At 62.8% G+C, this 18,058-nt stretch carries 14 protein-coding genes; 9 read left to right on the top strand and 5 right to left on the bottom strand.

Features of this window, described 5'->3' with window-relative positions; all coding sequences use genetic code 11:
* Positions 1 to 21: 21 nt before the first annotated feature.
* A complete protein-coding gene (locus LB519_RS07890) occupies positions 22 to 1,149 on the bottom strand; it encodes an S-(hydroxymethyl)glutathione dehydrogenase/class III alcohol dehydrogenase (protein ID WP_224619367.1) in 1,128 nt (375 codons plus the stop codon).
* A gap of 198 nt (positions 1,150 to 1,347) precedes the next feature.
* Between LB519_RS07890 and LB519_RS07885 the strand changes: the two genes are divergently transcribed.
* From LB519_RS07885 to LB519_RS07875, 3 genes are all read left to right on the top strand, one after another.
* Positions 1,348 to 3,360: an acetyl/propionyl/methylcrotonyl-CoA carboxylase subunit alpha gene (locus LB519_RS07885; protein WP_224619365.1), complete on the top strand. Its 2,013-nt coding sequence runs from the start codon at positions 1,348 to 1,350 to the stop codon at positions 3,358 to 3,360.
* Positions 3,361 to 3,467: 107 nt separating this feature from the next.
* The gene (gene dnaE / locus LB519_RS07880; RefSeq protein ID WP_224619363.1) at positions 3,468 to 6,995 is read left to right on the top strand and encodes a DNA polymerase III subunit alpha; all 3,528 of its coding nucleotides are present in this window, start codon (positions 3,468 to 3,470) and stop codon (positions 6,993 to 6,995) included.
* Between the two features lie 67 nt (positions 6,996 to 7,062).
* Positions 7,063 to 7,866 (top strand): potassium channel family protein, encoded by an 804-nt coding sequence (locus tag LB519_RS07875; RefSeq protein WP_063167892.1) that lies wholly within the window; start codon positions 7,063 to 7,065, stop codon positions 7,864 to 7,866.
* Positions 7,867 to 7,878: 12 nt separating this feature from the next.
* Here the strand turns inward: LB519_RS07875 and LB519_RS07870 are convergent, their stop codons facing one another.
* Positions 7,879 to 8,760 (bottom strand): DMT family transporter, encoded by an 882-nt coding sequence (locus tag LB519_RS07870; protein WP_224619361.1) that lies wholly within the window; start codon positions 8,758 to 8,760, stop codon positions 7,879 to 7,881.
* Positions 8,761 to 8,958: 198 nt separating this feature from the next.
* Between LB519_RS07870 and LB519_RS07865 the strand changes: the two genes are divergently transcribed.
* A complete protein-coding gene (locus LB519_RS07865; RefSeq protein WP_024503586.1) occupies positions 8,959 to 9,465 on the top strand; it encodes a hypothetical protein in 507 nt (168 codons plus the stop codon).
* Here LB519_RS07865 and LB519_RS07860 read toward each other — a convergent pair.
* Complete coding sequence (locus tag LB519_RS07860; protein WP_224619359.1) at positions 9,462 to 10,790, bottom strand: DNA polymerase IV; 1,329 nt, start codon at positions 10,788 to 10,790, stop codon at positions 9,462 to 9,464. The two genes, LB519_RS07865 and LB519_RS07860, sit on opposite strands and share 4 nt — an antisense overlap.
* 65 nt (positions 10,791 to 10,855) lie before the next feature.
* On the opposite strand from LB519_RS07860, the gene LB519_RS07855 reads away from it, so the two are divergent.
* The gene (locus LB519_RS07855) at positions 10,856 to 11,431 is read left to right on the top strand and encodes a GNAT family N-acetyltransferase (RefSeq protein WP_024503584.1); all 576 of its coding nucleotides are present in this window, start codon (positions 10,856 to 10,858) and stop codon (positions 11,429 to 11,431) included.
* Positions 11,432 to 11,538: 107 nt separating this feature from the next.
* Complete coding sequence (locus LB519_RS07850; protein WP_224619357.1) at positions 11,539 to 13,071, top strand: hypothetical protein; 1,533 nt, start codon at positions 11,539 to 11,541, stop codon at positions 13,069 to 13,071.
* A gap of 10 nt (positions 13,072 to 13,081) precedes the next feature.
* Here the strand turns inward: LB519_RS07850 and LB519_RS07845 are convergent, their stop codons facing one another.
* Together LB519_RS07845 and LB519_RS07840 are read right to left on the bottom strand one after the other, a co-directional pair.
* Positions 13,082 to 13,735 (bottom strand): hypothetical protein, encoded by a 654-nt coding sequence (locus LB519_RS07845; RefSeq protein ID WP_013531934.1) that lies wholly within the window; start codon positions 13,733 to 13,735, stop codon positions 13,082 to 13,084.
* A complete protein-coding gene (locus LB519_RS07840) occupies positions 13,732 to 14,031 on the bottom strand; it encodes a DUF3572 domain-containing protein (RefSeq protein WP_024503583.1) in 300 nt (99 codons plus the stop codon). Before LB519_RS07840 ends, LB519_RS07845 begins: the two co-directional genes overlap by 4 nt.
* 246 nt (positions 14,032 to 14,277) lie before the next feature.
* Here LB519_RS07840 and LB519_RS07835 point away from each other — a divergent pair, with 246 nt between their 5' ends.
* The 3 genes from LB519_RS07835 (at position 14,278) to LB519_RS07825 (ending at position 18,050) form a co-directional block, all read left to right on the top strand.
* Positions 14,278 to 14,649, top strand: coding sequence for a response regulator (locus LB519_RS07835; RefSeq protein ID WP_013531932.1), 372 nt, complete (start codon positions 14,278 to 14,280; stop codon positions 14,647 to 14,649).
* Positions 14,650 to 14,682: 33 nt separating this feature from the next.
* Entirely contained in the window at positions 14,683 to 16,056 is a 1,374-nt protein-coding gene (locus LB519_RS07830) for a PleD family two-component system response regulator (RefSeq protein WP_024503582.1), read from the top strand.
* A gap of 521 nt (positions 16,057 to 16,577) precedes the next feature.
* Complete coding sequence (locus tag LB519_RS07825; protein WP_224619658.1) at positions 16,578 to 18,050, top strand: FAD-dependent monooxygenase; 1,473 nt, start codon at positions 16,578 to 16,580, stop codon at positions 18,048 to 18,050.
* Positions 18,051 to 18,058: the final 8 nt, after the last annotated feature.

The raw sequence follows: 18,058 nt of genomic DNA, 5'->3' as shown, positions 1-18,058 counted from the left end.
GACCGCGGCCTGTGAGCTTCCTCAGTAAACCACGACGCTTCTGATCGATTTGCCCTCATGCATGAGATCGAAACCCTTGTTGATGTCCTCGAGCTTGAGCGTGTGGGTGATCATCGGGTCGATCTGGATCTTGCCGTCCATGTACCAGTCGACGATCTTCGGCACATCGGTGCGGCCGCGCGCGCCGCCGAAGGCGGTGCCCATCCAGGTGCGGCCGGTGACCAGCTGGAACGGCCTGGTCGAGATCTCCTGGCCGGCGCCGGCAACGCCGATGACCACCGACTTGCCCCAGCCGCGATGCGAGGCTTCCAGCGCCTGACGCATGACCTTGGTGCTGCCCGTGCAGTCGAATGTGTAGTCGGCGCCGCCGATCTGGTCGGCGCCACGCTTGGTCATGTTGACGAGGTAGGGCACGACATCGCCGTCGATCTCCTTCGGATTGACGAAATGCGTCATGCCGAAGCGCTCGCCCCACTCCTTCTTGTCGTTGTTCAAATCGACGCCGATGATCATGTCGGCGCCGGCAAGTTTCAGGCCCTGGATGACATTGAGGCCGATGCCGCCGAGGCCGAAGACGACCGCGGTGGCGCCGATCTCGACCTTGGCGGTGTTGATCACGGCACCGATGCCGGTGGTGACGCCGCAGCCGATGTAGCAGATCTTGTCAAAGGGCGCGTCCGGATTGACCTTGGCCAGTGCGATCTCGGGCAGCACGGTGAAGTTCGAGAAGGTCGAGCAGCCCATATAGTGAAAGATCTTGTCGTTGCCGATCGAGAAGCGCGACGAACCATCGGGCATCAGGCCCTGGCCCTGCGTGGCGCGGATCGCCGTGCAGAGGTTCGTCTTTCTCGACAGGCAGGACGGGCACTGCCGGCATTCGGGCGTATAGAGCGGGATGACGTGGTCGCCCTTCTTGAGCGAGGTGACACCCTTGCCGACATCGACCACCACGCCGGCGCCCTCATGGCCGAGGATGGCCGGAAACAGACCTTCCGGGTCGGCGCCCGACAATGTGAATTCGTCGGTGTGGCAAATGCCTGTCGCCTTGATCTCGACCAGCACTTCGCCCTCGCGCGGGCCCTCGAGGTCGACCTCCATGATCTCCAGCGGCTTTCCGGCGGCAACAGCGACAGCGGCGCGGGTTTTCATCAGGCGTCCTCCAATGCGAATTTTTTTCCAAGGTTTCAGGTTTTGCCGACACGATCAACTGGCAGCTGGCTCCCCGACTGGGCCACAGCGATGAATTGGAATCGCAAGTCGATTGAAAGGCAGTGAATTGCATGGTCGGCTTGACCCTGCAAGCACAGGCCATAAAAGGAACGGCCGACCCGAGGGATGACATTTCGCATGTTCACCAAGATCCTGATCGCCAATCGCGGCGAAATTGCCTGCCGCGTCATCAAGACGGCGCGCAAGATGGGCATTGCCACGGTCGCGGTCTATTCCGATGCCGATCGCGATGCCGTGCATGTCGAGATGGCCGACGAGGCGGTGCATATCGGGCCTTCGCCAGCCGCGCTGAGCTATCTCGTCCCTGAAAAGATCATCGCCGCGTGCAAGGAGACGGGAGCCCAGGCCGTGCACCCCGGCTACGGATTCCTGTCCGAGCGGGCGGCCTTCTGTGAGGCGCTGGAAGCGGAAGGCATCATTTTCATCGGCCCGAAGCCCAAGGCGATCAAGGCGATGGGCGACAAGATCGAATCGAAGAAGTTCGCCAACGCCGCCAAGGTTTCCACCGTGCCCGGCTGGCTCGGCGTCATCGAGAATGCCGATCATGCCGAAAAGATCGCCGGCGAAATCGGTTATCCCGTGATGATCAAGGCTTCGGCCGGCGGCGGCGGCAAGGGCATGCGCATCGCCTGGAGCGAAGCCGAAGTGCGCGATGGCTTCGACCGCGCGCGCTCGGAAGCCAAGAGTTCGTTCGGCGACGATCGTCTCTTCATCGAGAAATTCGTCGTCGATCCGCGCCACATCGAAATCCAGGTGCTGGCCGACGCGCATGGCAACGCGCTCTATCTCGGCGAGCGCGAATGCTCGATCCAGCGACGCAACCAGAAGGTCGCCGAAGAGGCGCCGTCGCCATTCCTGGACGCAGCGACACGCAAGGCCATGGGCGAGCAGTCTGTGGCGCTGGCCAAGGCCGTCGACTACCAGAGCGCCGGCACGGTCGAATTCATCGTCGACAAGGACAAGAACTTCTATTTCCTTGAAATGAATACACGATTGCAGGTCGAGCACCCGGTGACGGAGCTCATCACCGGCATCGATCTGGTCGAGCAGATGATCCGCGTCGCCGCCGGCGAAAAGCTTGGCCTGAAGCAAAGCGACATCGAGCTGAACGGCTGGGCGGTGGAAAGCCGGCTCTATGCCGAAGACCCTTACCGCAATTTCCTGCCTTCGATCGGCCGGCTGACCCGCTACCGGCCGCCGGAGGAAGGACAATTCGGCGATGTCGTCATCCGCAACGACACCGGCGTCACCGAAGGCTCCGAAATCTCGATGTTCTACGATCCGATGCTGGCCAAGCTGTGCACCTGGGCGCCGACGCGTCTGGAAGCCATCGATGCCATGTCGGAAGCGCTCGACAGCTTCGTCGTCGACGGAATCGAGCACAACATTCCGTTCCTGGCTGCCTTGATGCAGCATCAGCGTTGGCGGGAAGGGCGGATATCGACCGCTTTCATATCGGAGGAATATCCCGACGGTTTCGCGCCGGTCGTGCCGAACGACGACGAGAAAGCGGTGCTGGCGTCGATCGCGACCGCAGTGGAACTGCTGCGACGTGATCGGCTTGACCGGCTGGGCGGGCGCCTGGCGCCGCATTCGGGAGCGCTGAAGCGCGACTGGGTCGTGAAGATCGATGATGACTATCTGTCGACGTCCATCATCGAGGGCATGATTTCCATTCCGATGGAAGTCGATCTGTCGATCGCGGGCGGCAAGGCGCTGACCGTTGCATCCGACTGGCGGCCGGGCGATCTGGTCTGGCGCGGTACGGTCGGCAAGCGCAAGGTTACGGCTCAGGTCAGGCCGGTCGCCAATGGCTTTCGCATCGCCTGGAAAGGCATGTCGGTGACCGCGCGCGCCATGCTGCCGCGCACCGCCGAACTGGAAAGGCTGATGCCCGAAAAGGTGGCGCCGGACACGTCGAAGCTGCTGCTTTGCCCGATGCCTGGCCTTGTCGTGTCGATTGCCGTTGCCGAAGGCCAGGAGGTCAAGGCAGGCGAGACATTGGCGGTGGTCGAAGCGATGAAGATGGAAAACGTGCTGCGTGCCGAACGCGACCTTGTCGTCTCCAAACTCAACGCCAAGCCTGGCGACAGCCTGGCTGTCGACGCTGTGATCATGGAGTTTGCTTAGGGCTAGCCGGGCAGGCAGCCTGTGATCAGCAGTGGTTTGTGCTGGACTGGCATCGCGCGGTCCCGGACAATACATCTCCATCGACTCAAGGACCTTCACGCAGCACCATGGCCGACGAAAAACTCCCCCGCGATCCCTTGAAGCGCGAAGCGGCGATTGCTGCGGCGCGGCCGGAGGCCCCGGCGCGGCCCTTCGTCCATTTGCGCGTGCATTCGGCCTATTCGCTGCTGGAAGGCGCCTTGCAGATCGGCAAGGTGGTGGCTCATGCGGTCAAGGACGAAGCCCCGGCCATCGCCGTTACCGACACCAACAACCTGTTTGGCGCGCTCGAATTCGCGCAGAAGGCGGTGAAGGACGGCATCCAGCCGATCATCGGCTGCCAGACGGCGCTCGCCTTTTCCGGCGAAAACAGCGATGGCCAGCGCGACCGCCGACGGCAAGGTCCCGATATGCGGCCGGTCGTCCTGCTTGCCGCGACCGAGGCGGGCTATTCCAATCTGGTCAGGCTGGTCAGCCGCGTCTACCTCGAAACGCCGCCGGGCGAAGCCGTGCACCTGACCACCGAAATGATGGAAGGCTATTGTGACGGGTTGATCTGCCTCAGCGGCGGACCGCGCGGACCGATCGGCACCGCGCTCAAGGAAGATCGCCGCGATCTGGCCGAAGCCCGGCTTTTGACCCTCAAGGATATGTTCGGCGACCGGCTCTATGTCGAGCTTGACCGGGTTTCCGGTTATGATCGCCTGATCGAAAAATCCTCGATCGATCTGGCCTATGCCCATGAACTGCCGCTGGTCGCCACCAACGAGGCGTTCTTTTCCTCTCGCGACGACTATGACGCACATGACGCGCTGATTGCCATTGCCGAGGGATCGGTCGTCGCCGCCGACAACCGTCGCCGGCTGTCGCCCGACAATTTCCTGCGCAGCCAGGCCGATATGGCAAGGCTCTTTGCCGACCTGCCGGAGGCGATCGACAACACTGTCGAGATCGCGCTGCGCTGCTCCTATTACCCGAAGAACCGCAATCCGATCCTGCCGCGCTTCACCGGCGGCGATGTCGCCGACAATGACGCCGCCGTGCAGGCGGAAGCCGACGAACTGGCCCGCCAGGCCCATGAGGGGCTCGACGCGCGCCTTGCCATGCATGGCCCGACCGCGGGCTATACGGTCGAGCAATACCGCGAGCGGTTGAACTTCGAGCTTGGCATTATCACCAAGATGAAGTTTCCCGGCTACTTCCTGATCGTTGCCGACTTCATCAAATGGGCCAAGGCGCAAGGCATTCCGGTCGGGCCTGGCCGCGGTTCGGGCGCAGGCTCGCTGGTCGCCTATTCGACCACCATCACCGACATTGATCCGCTGCGCTTCTCGCTGCTGTTCGAGCGCTTTCTCAATCCCGACCGCGTGTCGATGCCCGACTTCGACATCGACTTCTGTCAGGATCGGCGCGAGGAGGTCATCCGCTACGTCCAGCAGAAATACGGCCGCGACCAGGTCGGCCAGATCATCACCTTCGGTACGCTGCAGGCGCGCGCCGTGCTGCGCGACGTCGGCCGCGTCCTGCAAATGCCCTATGGCCAGGTCGACAAGCTGTCCAAGATGGTGCCGCAGAATCCGGCCAATCCGGTCAAGCTCGCCGACGCCATCGCCAACGAGCCACGTTTTGCCGAAGAGGCCGAGAGGGAGCCGATCGTCCAGACGCTGCTCGACATGGCGCAGAAGCTGGAAGGCCTCTACCGCCATGCCTCGACGCACGCCGCCGGCATCGTCATCGGCGACCGGCCGCTGTCGGAGCTGGTGCCGATGTACCGCGATCCGCGCTCGGACATGCCCGTCACCCAGTTCAACATGAAATATGTCGAGCAGGCCGGACTGGTGAAGTTCGACTTCCTCGGCCTGAAGACGCTGACCGTGCTGGAGACGGCGGTGAAGCTGATCCGCCGGCGCGGCATCGAGATCGACCTGGCAACCATCCCGCTCGACGATCCCGAGACCTACGCCATGCTGTCGCGCGGCGAAGTGGTCGGCGTGTTCCAGGTGGAAAGTGCCGGCATGCGCAAGGCGCTGATCGGCATGCGGCCCGACTGCATCGAGGACATCATCGCGCTGGTCGCACTGTATCGACCCGGCCCGATGGAAAACATCCCGACTTATAACGCCCGCAAGCATGGCGAGGAGGAGATGGCCTCGATCCATCCCAAGATCGACCATCTGGTGAAGGAGACGCAAGGCGTCATCGTCTACCAGGAACAGGTGATGCAGATCGCGCAGGAGCTGTCGGGCTACTCGCTCGGCGAAGCCGATCTGCTGCGCCGCGCCATGGGCAAGAAGATTCGCGCCGAGATGGACAAGCAGCGTGAGCGCTTCGTCTCCGGCGCGGTCGAGCGTGGCGTCGGCAAGCCGCAAGCCGACTTCATTTTCGACCTGCTGGCCAAGTTCGCCGACTATGGTTTCAACAAATCGCACGCCGCCGCCTATGCGGTGGTTTCATACCAGACCGCCTATCTCAAGGCGCATTATCCGGTCGAGTTCCTGGCGGCGTCGATGACGCTCGACATGGGCAACACCGACAAGCTCGCCGATTTCCGCCAGGACGCGCTGCGCCTCGGCATCGAGGTGCTGGCGCCGTCGGTGACATCGAGCTTTCGCCCCTTCGAGGTCGGTGAGAACCGCATCTATTATTCGCTGGCAGCGCTCAAGGGCGTCGGCGACGCGGCGGTCGAGCACATCGTTGCCCAGCGTGGCGAAAAGCCGTTCAAGAGCCTCGCCGATTTCTGCGAGCGGGTCGATCCCAAGATCGTCGGCAAGCGCGTCTTCGAAAGCCTGATCATGGCCGGCGCGCTCGACTGCTTCGGCCACGACCGCGCGTCGATGATGGCGGGCGTGGAACGCATGATGGGGCTGGCGTCGCTGGCGCAGCAGAACGCGGTTTCCGGACAGCACGACATCTTCGGCGCCTCGCTCGGCGCCCAGTCGCAGGCACTCAATCTGCCGGCGACAGAGCCGTGGCTCGCCGCCGACCGGCTGCACCGTGAATTCCAGGTGGTCGGCTTCTACCTCTCGGCCCACCCGCTCGACGAGTACAAGGCGGCCCTGCAGAAGATGCGGGTGCAAACGTGGGCCGAGTTCTCGGCGGCCGTCAAACGCGGTGCCGCCGCCGGCCGCCTGGCCGGCACGGTGACATCCAAGCAGGAACGCAAGACGCGCACCGGCAACAAGATGGGCGTCATCGCCTTTTCGGATACGTCAGGCCAGTACGAAGCCGTGCTGTTTTCGGAAGGACTGGCACAGTATCGCGACCTGCTCGAGGCCGGCCGCTCCGTCGTCATCACCGTTGCGGCCGAGGACAGGCCGGAAGGCGTCAATCTGCGCATCAACTCGGTGCAGTCGCTGGAGGATGAGGCAAGTCGCATCCAGAAGGCGCTGCGTATCTTCGTGCGCAACGCCACGCCGATCAACACGCTGGCCGGCCAACTGACCGTCAGGGGCGAAGGCCAGGTCAGTTTCGTGCTGATCAAGGAAGAAGGCGAGGGTGAAATCGAGATAGAGCTGCCGAACCGCTACCGTATCTCGCCGCAGATCGCCTCGGCGATGCGCGCGGTGCCGGGCGTGGTCGAAGTGGAATTGGTGTGACCCCCGCTCTTTTCGGCGCGCGGCAATCAGCCGGGCGGTCGCTGCCGCCAACGCCGGCGCAGTCAGCATGAAGCCGGCGCAGAGGAATGGGTCGCAGGCGGTTTCAGCCTTGGCGCGGCTGCGTGACCGGCTGCGCAGGCTTTATCATGGGCGCACGCCGGCCGCTTTCCGGTTCCAACTGGTGGCCGTCGTCATCGACCTCGCCATCATCGCCTTCTTCATCGCGACGCCGGTTCTCCAGGACAAGCCGTCCTTCCTCTGGCTCGACTATTCGGCGGCCGCGCTGGTTGCCGCGGACCTCGCTGCCCGCCTGCTTGCCTCCAAGAACATGCTGCGGCTGATGAAGCAGCCGACGTCGTGGGTCGATGTCTTCATCCTCTTGACGCTGCTGATGCCAACGGCGTTCGCCAATCTCGCCTTCCTGCGCATCCTGCGGCTGTGGTCGCTGTCACGCAGCGGTTCGCTCTGGCGGCATTTCGAGATGCGAGGCCTGCGGCCGTGGCGAGAGGCCAGCCACGCGGTCATCAACCTTTTGACCTTCCTGTTCGTCATCACCGGCTTCGTCTACACGTTCTTCTTTCGCACTGGCGCCGGCCTGGAAAACTATATCGACGCGCTTTATTTCACTGTCGCCACGGTGACGACGACCGGCTTCGGCGACATCGTGCTGCCGGGCATGGCCGGCAAGCTGACGGCAATCGTCACCATGATCATCGGCATATCGCTGTTTGTCAGACTGGCTCAGGCGATCTTCCGGCCAGCCAAGGTGTTGTTTCCCTGTCCGCAGTGCGGCTTGCGGCGGCACGAGCCGGACGCCGTCCATTGCAAGGCCTGCGGCCATCTTCTCAACATACCCGACGAAGGGAACTGACGGCCTGCGGGACTACGACGCCGCCACTTCGGCCGGCTTTATCTGCCTGCGCTGCAGATTGAGCAGATTGCCCATCAGGATCAGCAGCGCGCCGCCGGCGGTGAAGGCGTCGATCTGCTCGCTATAGAGCAGCCAGCCGATCAGTGCCGATAGCGGCACGCGTAGAAAATCCATCGGCGAGACGATGGTCGCGTCGGCATAGCCAAGCGCGCGGGCCATACAGAAATGCGACGACATGCCGGTGAAGGCGATCAGCACGATCCATGGCCATAGCTCCAGTGGCGGGTTGCGCCACATATAGAGCGCCGGGATGAGACCGACCACCGACTGGACAATCAGCATCCAGCAGATGATGCGTACGACGCTGTCCGTCCGGGTCAGCGACTTGACGGTGACCACCGAGATGCCGAAGCAGGCCGCGGCGCCCAGCACGACGAGATGTCCAGGATCGACCGAGCCGACACCGGGGCGCACGATGATCACCACGCCGATCAGCCCCAGCCCGATCGCTGCCAACTTCGGCCGGTTCAGCCTTTCGCCCAGAAAGATCACCGCCAGGATAGCTGTCCAGATCGGAGTGGTGAATTCGATCGAGATCAACACGGCCAGCGGAATCAAGGTGAGGGCGTAGAGCCATGCCGCCTGGCCCGTGTAATGGATGACGTTGCGGGCGATATGGGCAACCGGGCGCTGCGTGCGCATGGCTTGAAAGCCGCCACTCATCATCACCAGCGGCAGCAGGATGAAGAAGCCGATCACGGAGCGCAACTCCAGCACTTGGAAGACGTTGAGCTCCGCTGTCGTGGCTCGGCCGGCGACCGTCATGCCAAGGAACGAGGCGATAGACAGCGCCATCCAGAACGCGGCCTTGGGGATCGAGGGGGTGGGTGCCATTCGCGCTATGTCGCAGGCCAGCACCTCTGCCGCAACCGCTAGCCAAGGCATTCTTCTGGGCCAGTCGCGACTGGCTCGATGTTGTAAAACAGTCATGTGGCGGACGGAACCTGAAACGGTAGGTGGCGTTGAGTCCCGATGGTCAGCCGTGCTCGTGGATCGCCCCGCCTTTTTTCGAAAACGACAAGGAGAGCTTCGATGAGATCCTTCGCGCAATTCGCGCTTACCGGCGGTCTATTGGTTGCGGCAGGCGCAGCACATGCCGACGAGACCCAATTTCTTCAGTCGTTCAAGGGCAATTTCGCCGGCAAGGGCACTGTCCAGGTAACCACGGATGCCCCGAACGTCAGCGTATCGTGCAGCTTCAAGTCGAATGCGACCTCAACCTCGCTATCGCTGGATGGAAATTGCCGCGGTCTCATTGTGGTGTCGCGGGCCATCAGCGCCAATCTGAAAGTTACAGGTGCCAAATACAGCGGCACCTATGTCGGCTCTCGCACGGGACCGGCGCAACTCAACGGCAGCCGTTCGGGCAATGCGATCAACCTGGGCATTCGCTGGGCCAAGGAGGTCAATGGCGACCGAAGGGCGCAGATGAAGGTCGAGAAACGCGGCGAGAACGGCATGCGGCTGACCGTCATCGACACCGACCCGAAAACCGGTAAGAGCGTGGTGACGAGCAGGATAGACTTGCAGCGCACCTAATCCTCGAGCGGCTCCGGCGGATGGGCATCGCGGCCCTTGCCGAATGTGTAGCCGGTTTCCACCGCTTTGCGGCCGAACTTGTCGCGCAAGGCATCGATGGCGCCTTCAGCCATGGCGCGCTTGCGCGACTGGATGTCGACCAGATCGGGCGGGTCGGCCTTGTCGTCGTCCGAGAGGTCGCTGACGCCGATGCCGAGCAGCCGATACTTCGTGCCGTCGGTTTCCTTGCGCAGAAGCTCCACCCCAGTCTGAAAGATGCGGTCGGCGAGCCGGGTCGGGTCGCCGAGCTGGCGATTGCGCGTGCGCAGCTTGAAATCCTGGCTCTTCAGTTTCAGCACCACGGTGCGCCCGGCAATGCCTGACTTTTTCAGCCGTGCCGAAACCTTTTCCGAAAGCCCCCTCAGCACCGCCACCAGCTGTTCCAGCGACGCGATGTCGGTATCGAAGGTGGTTTCGGCCGATACGCTCTTGGCATCCTGATCGGGATCGACGCGGCGGACATCCTCGCCGCGCGAAAGGTGGTAGAGCCGGTCGCCCATCGTGCCATAGCGGCGCATGAGGTCGCCGCGATCCATCTGCTGCAGCTGGCCGATGGTGCGGATGCCGTCACGCTCCAGCGTTGCGTTGAACGCCTTGCCGACACCCCAGATCATGGTCACCGGCTGCGCCGCCAGGAAGCCGACCGCCTCGGCTTCGCCGATGACCGAGAAGCCGCGCGGTTTACGGAAGTCCGACGCTATCTTGGCGAGGAACTTGCAGTAGGACAGGCCGGCCGAAACGGTGATGCCGATCTCCTTCTCGACCGCCAGCGCAAAGCGCGCCAGCACCACAGCGGGTGGCAGGCCGTGCAGCCGTTCGGTGCCGGCGAGGTCGAGAAACGCCTCGTCGATCGACAGCGGCTCGACCAGCGGCGTCAGCGCCTGCATCATGGCGCGCACCTCGCGGCCGACGCGGACGTATTTTTCCATGTTGGGGCTGATGACCACCGCCTCCGGGCAGGCTTCGAGCGCCTTGAACATCGGCATGGCCGAGCGCACCCCCTGGATGCGGGCGATGTAGCATGCGGTGGAGACGACGCCGCGCTTGCCGCCGCCGATGATCAGCGGCTTGTCCTTGAGCGCCGGATTGTCGCGCTTTTCGATTGCCGCATAGAAGGCGTCGCAATCGATATGGGCCAGATGCAGCCGGTAAAGCTCGGGATGACGCGCAAGCCGGGGGCTGCCGCAGCGCTCGCAGCGGCGCGTCTGGCTGCGCTGAAGCATCAGGCAGTCGCGGCAAAAACCGTGATCGGGATTGTTGACAGGGGCCGCCATCGCTGCGAACATAAAGAGAACAGAGGCAATGGTACGACAGTGCAAGGCCAGCGACAAGGCTGGCCTGGGGAGAACGCATGAGCACGACCATAGCGCCGCTTGCGCCCGAGCTTTGGGCTGAATTCGAGGACCTCTTCGGCAAGCAAGGTGCCTGCTACGGTTGCTGGTGCACGCATTTCCGGCTGGCGCCGGCGATGCGCCGCGAGAGCAGCCGGGAACGCAACAAGGACCACATCAAGGCGCGCATCGAGGCCGGCCCGCCGCCGGGCCTGCTGGCATTCGAGGACGGTCAGGCGGTTGGCTGGATGCAGATCGGACCGCGCGCCGACGTGCCCGAATGGAACAACCAGGGCAGGGGGTCGGCACCGGTCGATCCTGCCGACGCCACGGATCCGGCCGTCTGGGCGATCTCCTGCTTTTTCATCCGCGGCAAGGCGCGCGGCAGGGGCATCACGCATCGCCTCGTCGAAGGCGGCATCGATTTTGCCCGCCAGAACGGTGCACGGCTGCTCGAGGCTTGTCCGATAGATCTGTCTCGCGATTCGCGTTCGATCGGCCTGTTCGTCGGCTCGTCGCGGGTCTTCGAGAAGGCTGGTTTCGAGAGGCTGTTGGAACGCAAGGCCGGTCGGCCGCTGATGCGGCTGGTGCTTTGATCGAGATTGCCTGCCCGGATGCCGTTGTCGATCTCACCTTGCGGTTGCAGCGGTAATTTCATACCAGACGGACAAAGCCTTTCTTCTCGGTCAAACGGAGAATTCGCGTGAACCGTGCCCTGCCATTCGTGTTCCTTCTTGCGTTGAGTGCCCCTGCTCTCAGTCAGACCGTCGACAGTCAGGGTGCGAAGCAATTGTCCGACGACTTGTCCCGCTATGTCGGCAAGCAGGCGATCGACAAAGGCATTTTGAAGGTTTCGCTGGAAGGTGGTGCTTACAAGATCCTGTTCGATTTCAAGGCACTTGCCGCATCATTTCCGGACCAGAAACTGCTGAAGTTCGACTTCGCGCCCTATGCCCTGATGGTCAAGCCGCGCAGCGACGGATCCTGGGATGTCTCGATGGATTTCTCCCAGAGCGCCTCCTTCGAGTTCAACGGACCCGAAGGCCTGCAAAGCACTCAGTTTTCGATCAAGGACGGCAAGGGCTCGGGCGTCTACGATCCAAATCTGGCGGCCTTCACCAGCGGCACCAGTTCGATGGCCGGCATGACGATGGCGTCGAAGGATGCCAAGCAGCACATGGAGGCCAGCACCGGCGCTGGCATCGCGACCGTTGCCGCGACCAAGTCGGCGACCGGGGGCGTCGATTTCACAACCTCGCAGAAGGTGTCGAGTTTTGTCGAAGCGATCAATTTCGATGACCCCGAGAGCGGGCTGAAATTCCCGGTCACCGTCAGGTCGCCGGAACTGTCGGTCGAAGCCAGCGGCAAGGGCGTGCGGACCAAGCCATTGCTCGATCTCCTGGCATTTGCAGTGGCCAACGAGGACGAGGCGACGCTGAAGGCCAACCAGGCGCAGCTCAAATCGCTTTTGTTCGCCGCCTTACCGCTTTGGCAGCGTATCGACGGGACCTATGGTTTCAAGGATTTCGCGGTGGAAAGCCCGGTCGGCAATTTCGGCGCCACCCAGCTCAGCACAGTGTTCGGCTCCGACGGCGTCGCCCAAAATGGCACGATCACCTACGGCATCAAGGCATCGGGACTGACCGTGCCGACCCAGCTTCTCCCGAGCTGGAGCGTGGGGTTGTTGCCCACCGATGTCGATTTGAACTTTGGCGGCGCCAATATCGATCTCGACAGCATGGCGAAGAAGGCGATCGAAGCCTTTGATCTCAATAAGAATCCGCCGCTGTCTGCCGAATTCGGCGAGCAGCTTAAGGCCGACTTCATGGCCAAGACGCCGAAGGTCGTGCTTGGCCACAGCACCGTGAAGAACAAGGATACGGAGATCGCCCTGGAAGGCGAGATGACATTCCCAGGCGAAAAGCCCGAAGGTAGCGTGACCGTCGATGTCGCCGGCTTCGACAAGCTTGTCGAAGGCCTGCAGGAAGCGGCAAAGTCGGAACCGGAGGTGGCCCAATACGTGCCAGTCGCTCTCATGGCGAAGGGCTTTGGCAAGACGCTGCCCGATGGCCGGCTGGAATGGATCGTCAACGCCAAGGCCGACGGTTCGGTCACCGTCAATGGCGTCATGCTGAAGCCTGCCGATCCGGCCGTGGACGACAGCGTGGACGATGGTGACGGCGACGATGACAGCGGGGACGACAGCGGCGGCGCAGGTGCGAAACTGAACCCCTGAAGGCTGGAGTTTAGAGCCCCAGCGCGCTTGCGATCTTCGGCGCGGCTTCGTGCCAGTCCTGGACGACGACCACATCGTCCGTCACCGGGGGCAGGAATGCGCGCAGCGAATTGTCGGCCATCAGGTGGAACAGTTCGGCGTCGGCGACCGATTCCCGCACCGACGCCAGATTGTGCGGCTGATCGTCGACGAAGACCACCGGTCGGCCGGCCTTGCCGCGAAGCTTGGCCACTGCCGGTCCTTTGGCCATTTCAGTGGTCAGAAGCGGGTAGCTCAGTCCAAGCGCGTCGAGATGGACACGACGCACGGCACGGTGTTTGTGCGGCATGGCCGTCAGCAAGATGATTTCCGCGCGGTCGCCAAGCCCTGCCAGGGCCTCTGCCGCGCCGTCCGTAATGTTTTGCCAATCGGCTTGCGTGTCAAAGAAATCGCCCAGCAGTGCCGTGACTTCGGGCTGTTCGATCAGGCGGCCGCTGGCCGTCTCTGCGATGTTGCCGGTCAGCCGGAACGAGGCCAGCGTCAGGCCATAGCCACGCGTCTTGAGGAAATTCGGAAACGGGCGGATGAATTCGAGCACGACATCGTCGACATCGAGCACCAGCAACGGCCGGTTGTCGGCTGCCAGTTCTTCGATCTGGCGCGCTGTTTCTGGATCATCGCTCATATGGAATGCTCGTGGTTGTCATCGCCCAGCGGCAGCGACCGCAGGGCCTTGCCGACAGCAGCCGGCGGGGTGCCGGTTTCCTCGGCAAAGCGCATCAGCGTCGGCTCGTGGGCGAGGATGAATTGCAGGACACCAGCCAGGAAACCTGGCTCACTGGCGGCTTTGCGGATCGAATGGACCTCTATGCCGGTGATAGCCAGAAAGCGCGGCAAAAGCTCCGGATCGGAGGCGACAAAGCCCAGGGCCTTCACGGCAATCGATTCCGCTTCTTCGCGCATTGACGCTGCGTTTGCCATCACTACCTTCGGTGTGTGGAATGAGTCTCTACCGCAGTAATGGCAAGAGTTGCTTGCGGCAAGCCATTAGAGCGTGGCGCGCCCTTTGGACGCGCAGGCGACGAGGTAGAATTCGCGCTGTTTTCCAGCCGCGGATTTCCGTTTCGTCAATCATATTGCCGTAAAGTGAAGCAGGGTTTGGTGCGTTCAGACATGGGCGCATGACGGTCGCCTTCGAAGCGGAAGGGCGGCCGGGACGGGATATCGATGCCGAAGAAGGTTATGATCGTCGAGGACAATGAGCTCAACATGAAGCTCTTTCGGGACCTCATCGAGGCAAGCGGTTACGAGACCGTGCGCACCCGCAACGGTCTGGAAGCGCTCGATCTGGCACGCCAGCACCGGCCGGATCTCATCTTGATGGATATCCAGTTGCCTGAGGTGTCGGGGCTTGAAGTGACCAAATGGCTGAAGGAGGACGACGAACTGCACGTCATCCCCGTCATTGCCGTGACCGCCTTCGCCATGAAAGGCGACGAGGAACGTATCCGCCAGGGTGGCTGCGAGGCTTATATTTCGAAGCCGATCTCGGTGCCGCGTTTCATCGAAACCATCAAATCCTATCTGGGCGATGCGTGATGTGCCCCTTCAGCCGAGTCGGAGCGTTATGAAATGACTGCGCGGATCCTCGTCGTCGACGATATCCCTGCCAATGTGCGGCTGCTGGAAGTGCGGCTGCTGGCCGAATATTTCGAAGTGTTGACCGCCACCAACGGGCCGGATGCGATCGAGACCTGCGAGAACGGCAAGGTCGATGTCGTGCTGCTCGATGTGATGATGCCTGATATGGACGGCTTCGAGGTCTGTCGGCGGCTGAAGAGCGATCCGGCGACATCGCACATTCCGGTGGTGATGATCACCGCGCTGGACCAGGTTTCCGACCGCGTCCGCGGGCTTGAGGCTGGCGCCGACGACTTCCTGACCAAGCCGGTCAACGACCTGCAGCTGATGACGCGCGTCAAGAGCCTGGTTCGGCTGAAGTCGCTGACCGACGAGTTGCGGCTGCGCGCCTCGACGACGCGCAACATCGGCATCGAGGAGTTGCTCAGCCGCAATTTCGCATCCGAGGACACGACGCCGAAAGTGCTTTTGATCGACGAGCGCAAAACATCCGTCGAGCGCATCCAGAAGATGCTGCGTGATCGGGCCGACCTCGACGTCACACATGATCCGCATGCCGGTTTCTTCCAGGCCGCCGAGACATCCTATGAATGCGTGATGATCTCGACCGCGTTCGCCGATTTCGATCCGCTGAGGCTCTGTTCGCAGTTGCGCTCGCTCGATCGCACCCGCTTCGTGCCGATTATCCTGCTGGCGGAGGAGGGCGAGGAGGAACGCATCATTCGCGGCCTGGAACTCGGCATCAACGACTATCTCATGCGGCCGATCGACCAGCAGGAACTGACGGCACGGCTGCGCACGCAGGTGCGCCGTAAGCGCTACAACGACCAGCTACGGGCCAGCGTCACCCAGACAATCGAAATGGCGGTGACCGACGGTCTGACCGGGCTGCACAATCGCCGCTATCTGGACAGCCATCTGCAGACGCTGTTCGATCGCGCCGTGGCACGGCGCCGGCCGCTGTCGGTGATGATCACCGACCTCGATCGCTTCAAGGCGATCAACGACGCGCACGGTCATGATGGCGGCGACGAGGTGCTGCGGGAATTCGCACGGCGGCTGCGCAAGAATGTCAGGGGTATCGACCTTGCCTGCCGCTTTGGCGGCGAGGAGTTCGTCGTGGTGATGCCGGATACCGAGGGCGCGGTGGCCGAGAAGGTGGCCGAGCGCATTCGCGCCGAAATCGCCCAGGCGGCTTTCGCCATTGGCCAGGACGGCAAGGCGATCGAAGTCACGGTCAGCGTCGGCGTGTCGTCGGTGCTGAAGGGCGTGGACACGGTGGCGGCGCTCATGAAGCGTGCCGATCTCGCGCTCTACGAAGCCAAAAGCGGCGGCCGCAATCGGGTCGTCGCCAAGGCGGCGTAGTGATCCAGCCCCGATTATCCAGTCAACCCGACAGGGTTACCCGTTTACCTTAATCCAAGCGATTCGCGAGCCTTGGTTAAGAAACTGTTGATTTTTATAAGCTCTTGCGCGACTGTGCAGGCCAAGACGAAGCCGGCACGAGGATAGACCGCCGGCTCCGGTCCCTGGGAATACCCCATGATGCTCAGGTCCGCCGCATCTCCTGGGTCCGTGGGGTCGGCCGGCCGGCGCTGGCACATAGTGGCCTCCTCGTACCGCTGCCAAACGCCGACCGGCCCCCTTCTTTCCAATGAACATCAGAGCTCCGTGCCAAAGCACGGAAGACTCTGGGTTTTTGCGCCTGAAAATCTGGATATCGTTAGGGGAAATTGCCCCGAGCGCTTGTTCCGCGGCAACCAACAGGGGAAACAATACCGTTCCCTTCCATTTCATACATATGGCGCACAAGGGGCTTGCGGCAAGACCCGGCTCCTCCCGTAAAACCGACCCGAACCAAGGTGCGGAAAACGGGAGTGATGACAATGGTTTCAGATCATGCGGTGGTGATCGCCGGGGGTGGTCCGACGGGATTGATGCTGGCGGGCGAACTGGCGCTAGCAGGCGTCGACGTTGCCATTGTCGAAAGGCGGCCGGATCAGAAACTTGCCGGCCTGCGCGCAGGCGGCCTCCATGCTCGCACCATCGAGGTGCTCGACCAGCGCGGAATTGCCGATCGGTTCCTCTCGCAGGGCCAAGTGAGCCCGGCCGTAGGTTTTCACATGATCCGCCTGGACATCAGCGACTTCCCAACCCGGCACAATTACCTGTTGGCGCTGCGGCAGAACCACATCGAGCGCATCCTGGCCGACTGGGTCGGCGAGTTGAAGGTGCCGATCTATCGTGAACACGAGGTTGCGGGGTTTATCCAGGACGACAGCGGCGTCAACGTCGAACTGTCCACCGGTCACCGCCTGAGGGCCGCATATCTGGTCGGCTGCGACGGAGGCCGCAGCACCATTCGCAAGGCGGCCGGTATCGAGTTCGCCGGATGGGATCCGACGATGAGCTGGATGATTGCCGAGGTCGAAATGTCGGAAGAACCGCCATGGGGCTTCCGCAGCAACGCCTCCGGAATTCATGCCCTGGGTAAGATCGAGGACGGCAAGAAGGTTGGCGTCGTGCTGACGGAGCCCCGCCTGGAGGCGCGCGGCGAACCGACGCTACGCGAGCTCAGCGAGGCGCTGGCTGCCATCTATGGCGCCGATTTCGGGGTCCACAGCCCGACCTGGCTCTCCCGCTTCACCGACATGACGCGCCAGGCTGCCGCATATCGCGACAGACGCGTGCTCCTGGCCGGCGATGCCGCCCACGTCCATCCGCCGATGGGTGGACAGGGCCTCAACATCGGCGTGCAGGATGCGGTGAACCTTGGATGGAAGCTGGCCCAGGTCATCAAGGGGATATCGCCGGAAAGCCTTCTCGACAGCTATCATGCCGAGCGCCATCCGGTTGCCGCCCGCGTGTTGCGTAACACGATGGCGCAGGTCGCGCTTCGCCGCACGGATGACCGCAGCAAGGCCTTGGCCGACACCGTTGCCGAGTTGCTCGGCATGGATGAACCCCGCAAAAAGATCGCAGCCGAGATGTCCGGCCTGTGTGTCCACTACGACCTCGGCGAGGGGCACCCGCTGCTTGGGCGGCGAATGCCCGATCTCGATCTGACCACCGCCGGCGGACCGTTGCGGGTCTTCACCTTGCTGCACGACGCGCGGCCCGTGCTGCTCAACTTCGGTGAGCCCGGCAGACTGGACATCGCGCCCTGGGCAGAACGGGTTCGGCAGATCGATGCCGGTTACGCCGGTATCTGGGACCTGCCGGCTCTCGGGAGTGTCGTTGCGCCCGACGCGGTCTTGATCCGGCCCGATGGTTATGTGGCTTGGGCCGGGGCGGGAACCCAACGGGGCCTTGTGGACGCGCTGACCACCTGGTTCGGGCGGCCTGCTGCCGCAGGTTAGCAGACGCG

Source organism: Mesorhizobium sp. AD1-1 (assembly GCF_020164655.1).
In the GTDB taxonomy this organism is placed as follows: domain Bacteria; phylum Pseudomonadota; class Alphaproteobacteria; order Rhizobiales; family Rhizobiaceae; genus Mesorhizobium; species Mesorhizobium ciceri.
This window is presented reverse-complemented; position numbering and strand designations above follow the sequence as displayed.

What these genes read in the sequence shown, in the direction of transcription:
- LB519_RS07875 (WP_063167892.1), top strand. Translation starts at nt 7,063, where the DNA reads ATGAAGCCGGCGCAGAGGAATGGGTCGCAGGCGGTTTCAGCCTTGGCG.
- LB519_RS07890 (WP_224619367.1), bottom strand. Translation starts at nt 1,149, where the DNA reads ATGAAAACCCGCGCCGCTGTCGCTGTTGCCGCCGGAAAGCCGCTGGAG.
- LB519_RS07835 (WP_013531932.1), top strand. Translation starts at nt 14,278, where the DNA reads ATGCCGAAGAAGGTTATGATCGTCGAGGACAATGAGCTCAACATGAAG.
- LB519_RS07860 (WP_224619359.1), bottom strand. Translation starts at nt 10,790, where the DNA reads ATGTTCGCAGCGATGGCGGCCCCTGTCAACAATCCCGATCACGGTTTT.
- LB519_RS07825 (WP_224619658.1), top strand. Translation starts at nt 16,578, where the DNA reads ATGGTTTCAGATCATGCGGTGGTGATCGCCGGGGGTGGTCCGACGGGA.
- LB519_RS07865 (WP_024503586.1), top strand. Translation starts at nt 8,959, where the DNA reads ATGAGATCCTTCGCGCAATTCGCGCTTACCGGCGGTCTATTGGTTGCG.
- LB519_RS07845 (WP_013531934.1), bottom strand. Translation starts at nt 13,735, where the DNA reads ATGAGCGATGATCCAGAAACAGCGCGCCAGATCGAAGAACTGGCAGCC.
- LB519_RS07840 (WP_024503583.1), bottom strand. Translation starts at nt 14,031, where the DNA reads ATGGCAAACGCAGCGTCAATGCGCGAAGAAGCGGAATCGATTGCCGTG.
- dnaE (WP_224619363.1), top strand. Translation starts at nt 3,468, where the DNA reads ATGGCCGACGAAAAACTCCCCCGCGATCCCTTGAAGCGCGAAGCGGCG.
- LB519_RS07870 (WP_224619361.1), bottom strand. Translation starts at nt 8,760, where the DNA reads ATGGCACCCACCCCCTCGATCCCCAAGGCCGCGTTCTGGATGGCGCTG.
- LB519_RS07855 (WP_024503584.1), top strand. Translation starts at nt 10,856, where the DNA reads ATGAGCACGACCATAGCGCCGCTTGCGCCCGAGCTTTGGGCTGAATTC.
- LB519_RS07885 (WP_224619365.1), top strand. Translation starts at nt 1,348, where the DNA reads ATGTTCACCAAGATCCTGATCGCCAATCGCGGCGAAATTGCCTGCCGC.
- LB519_RS07830 (WP_024503582.1), top strand. Translation starts at nt 14,683, where the DNA reads ATGACTGCGCGGATCCTCGTCGTCGACGATATCCCTGCCAATGTGCGG.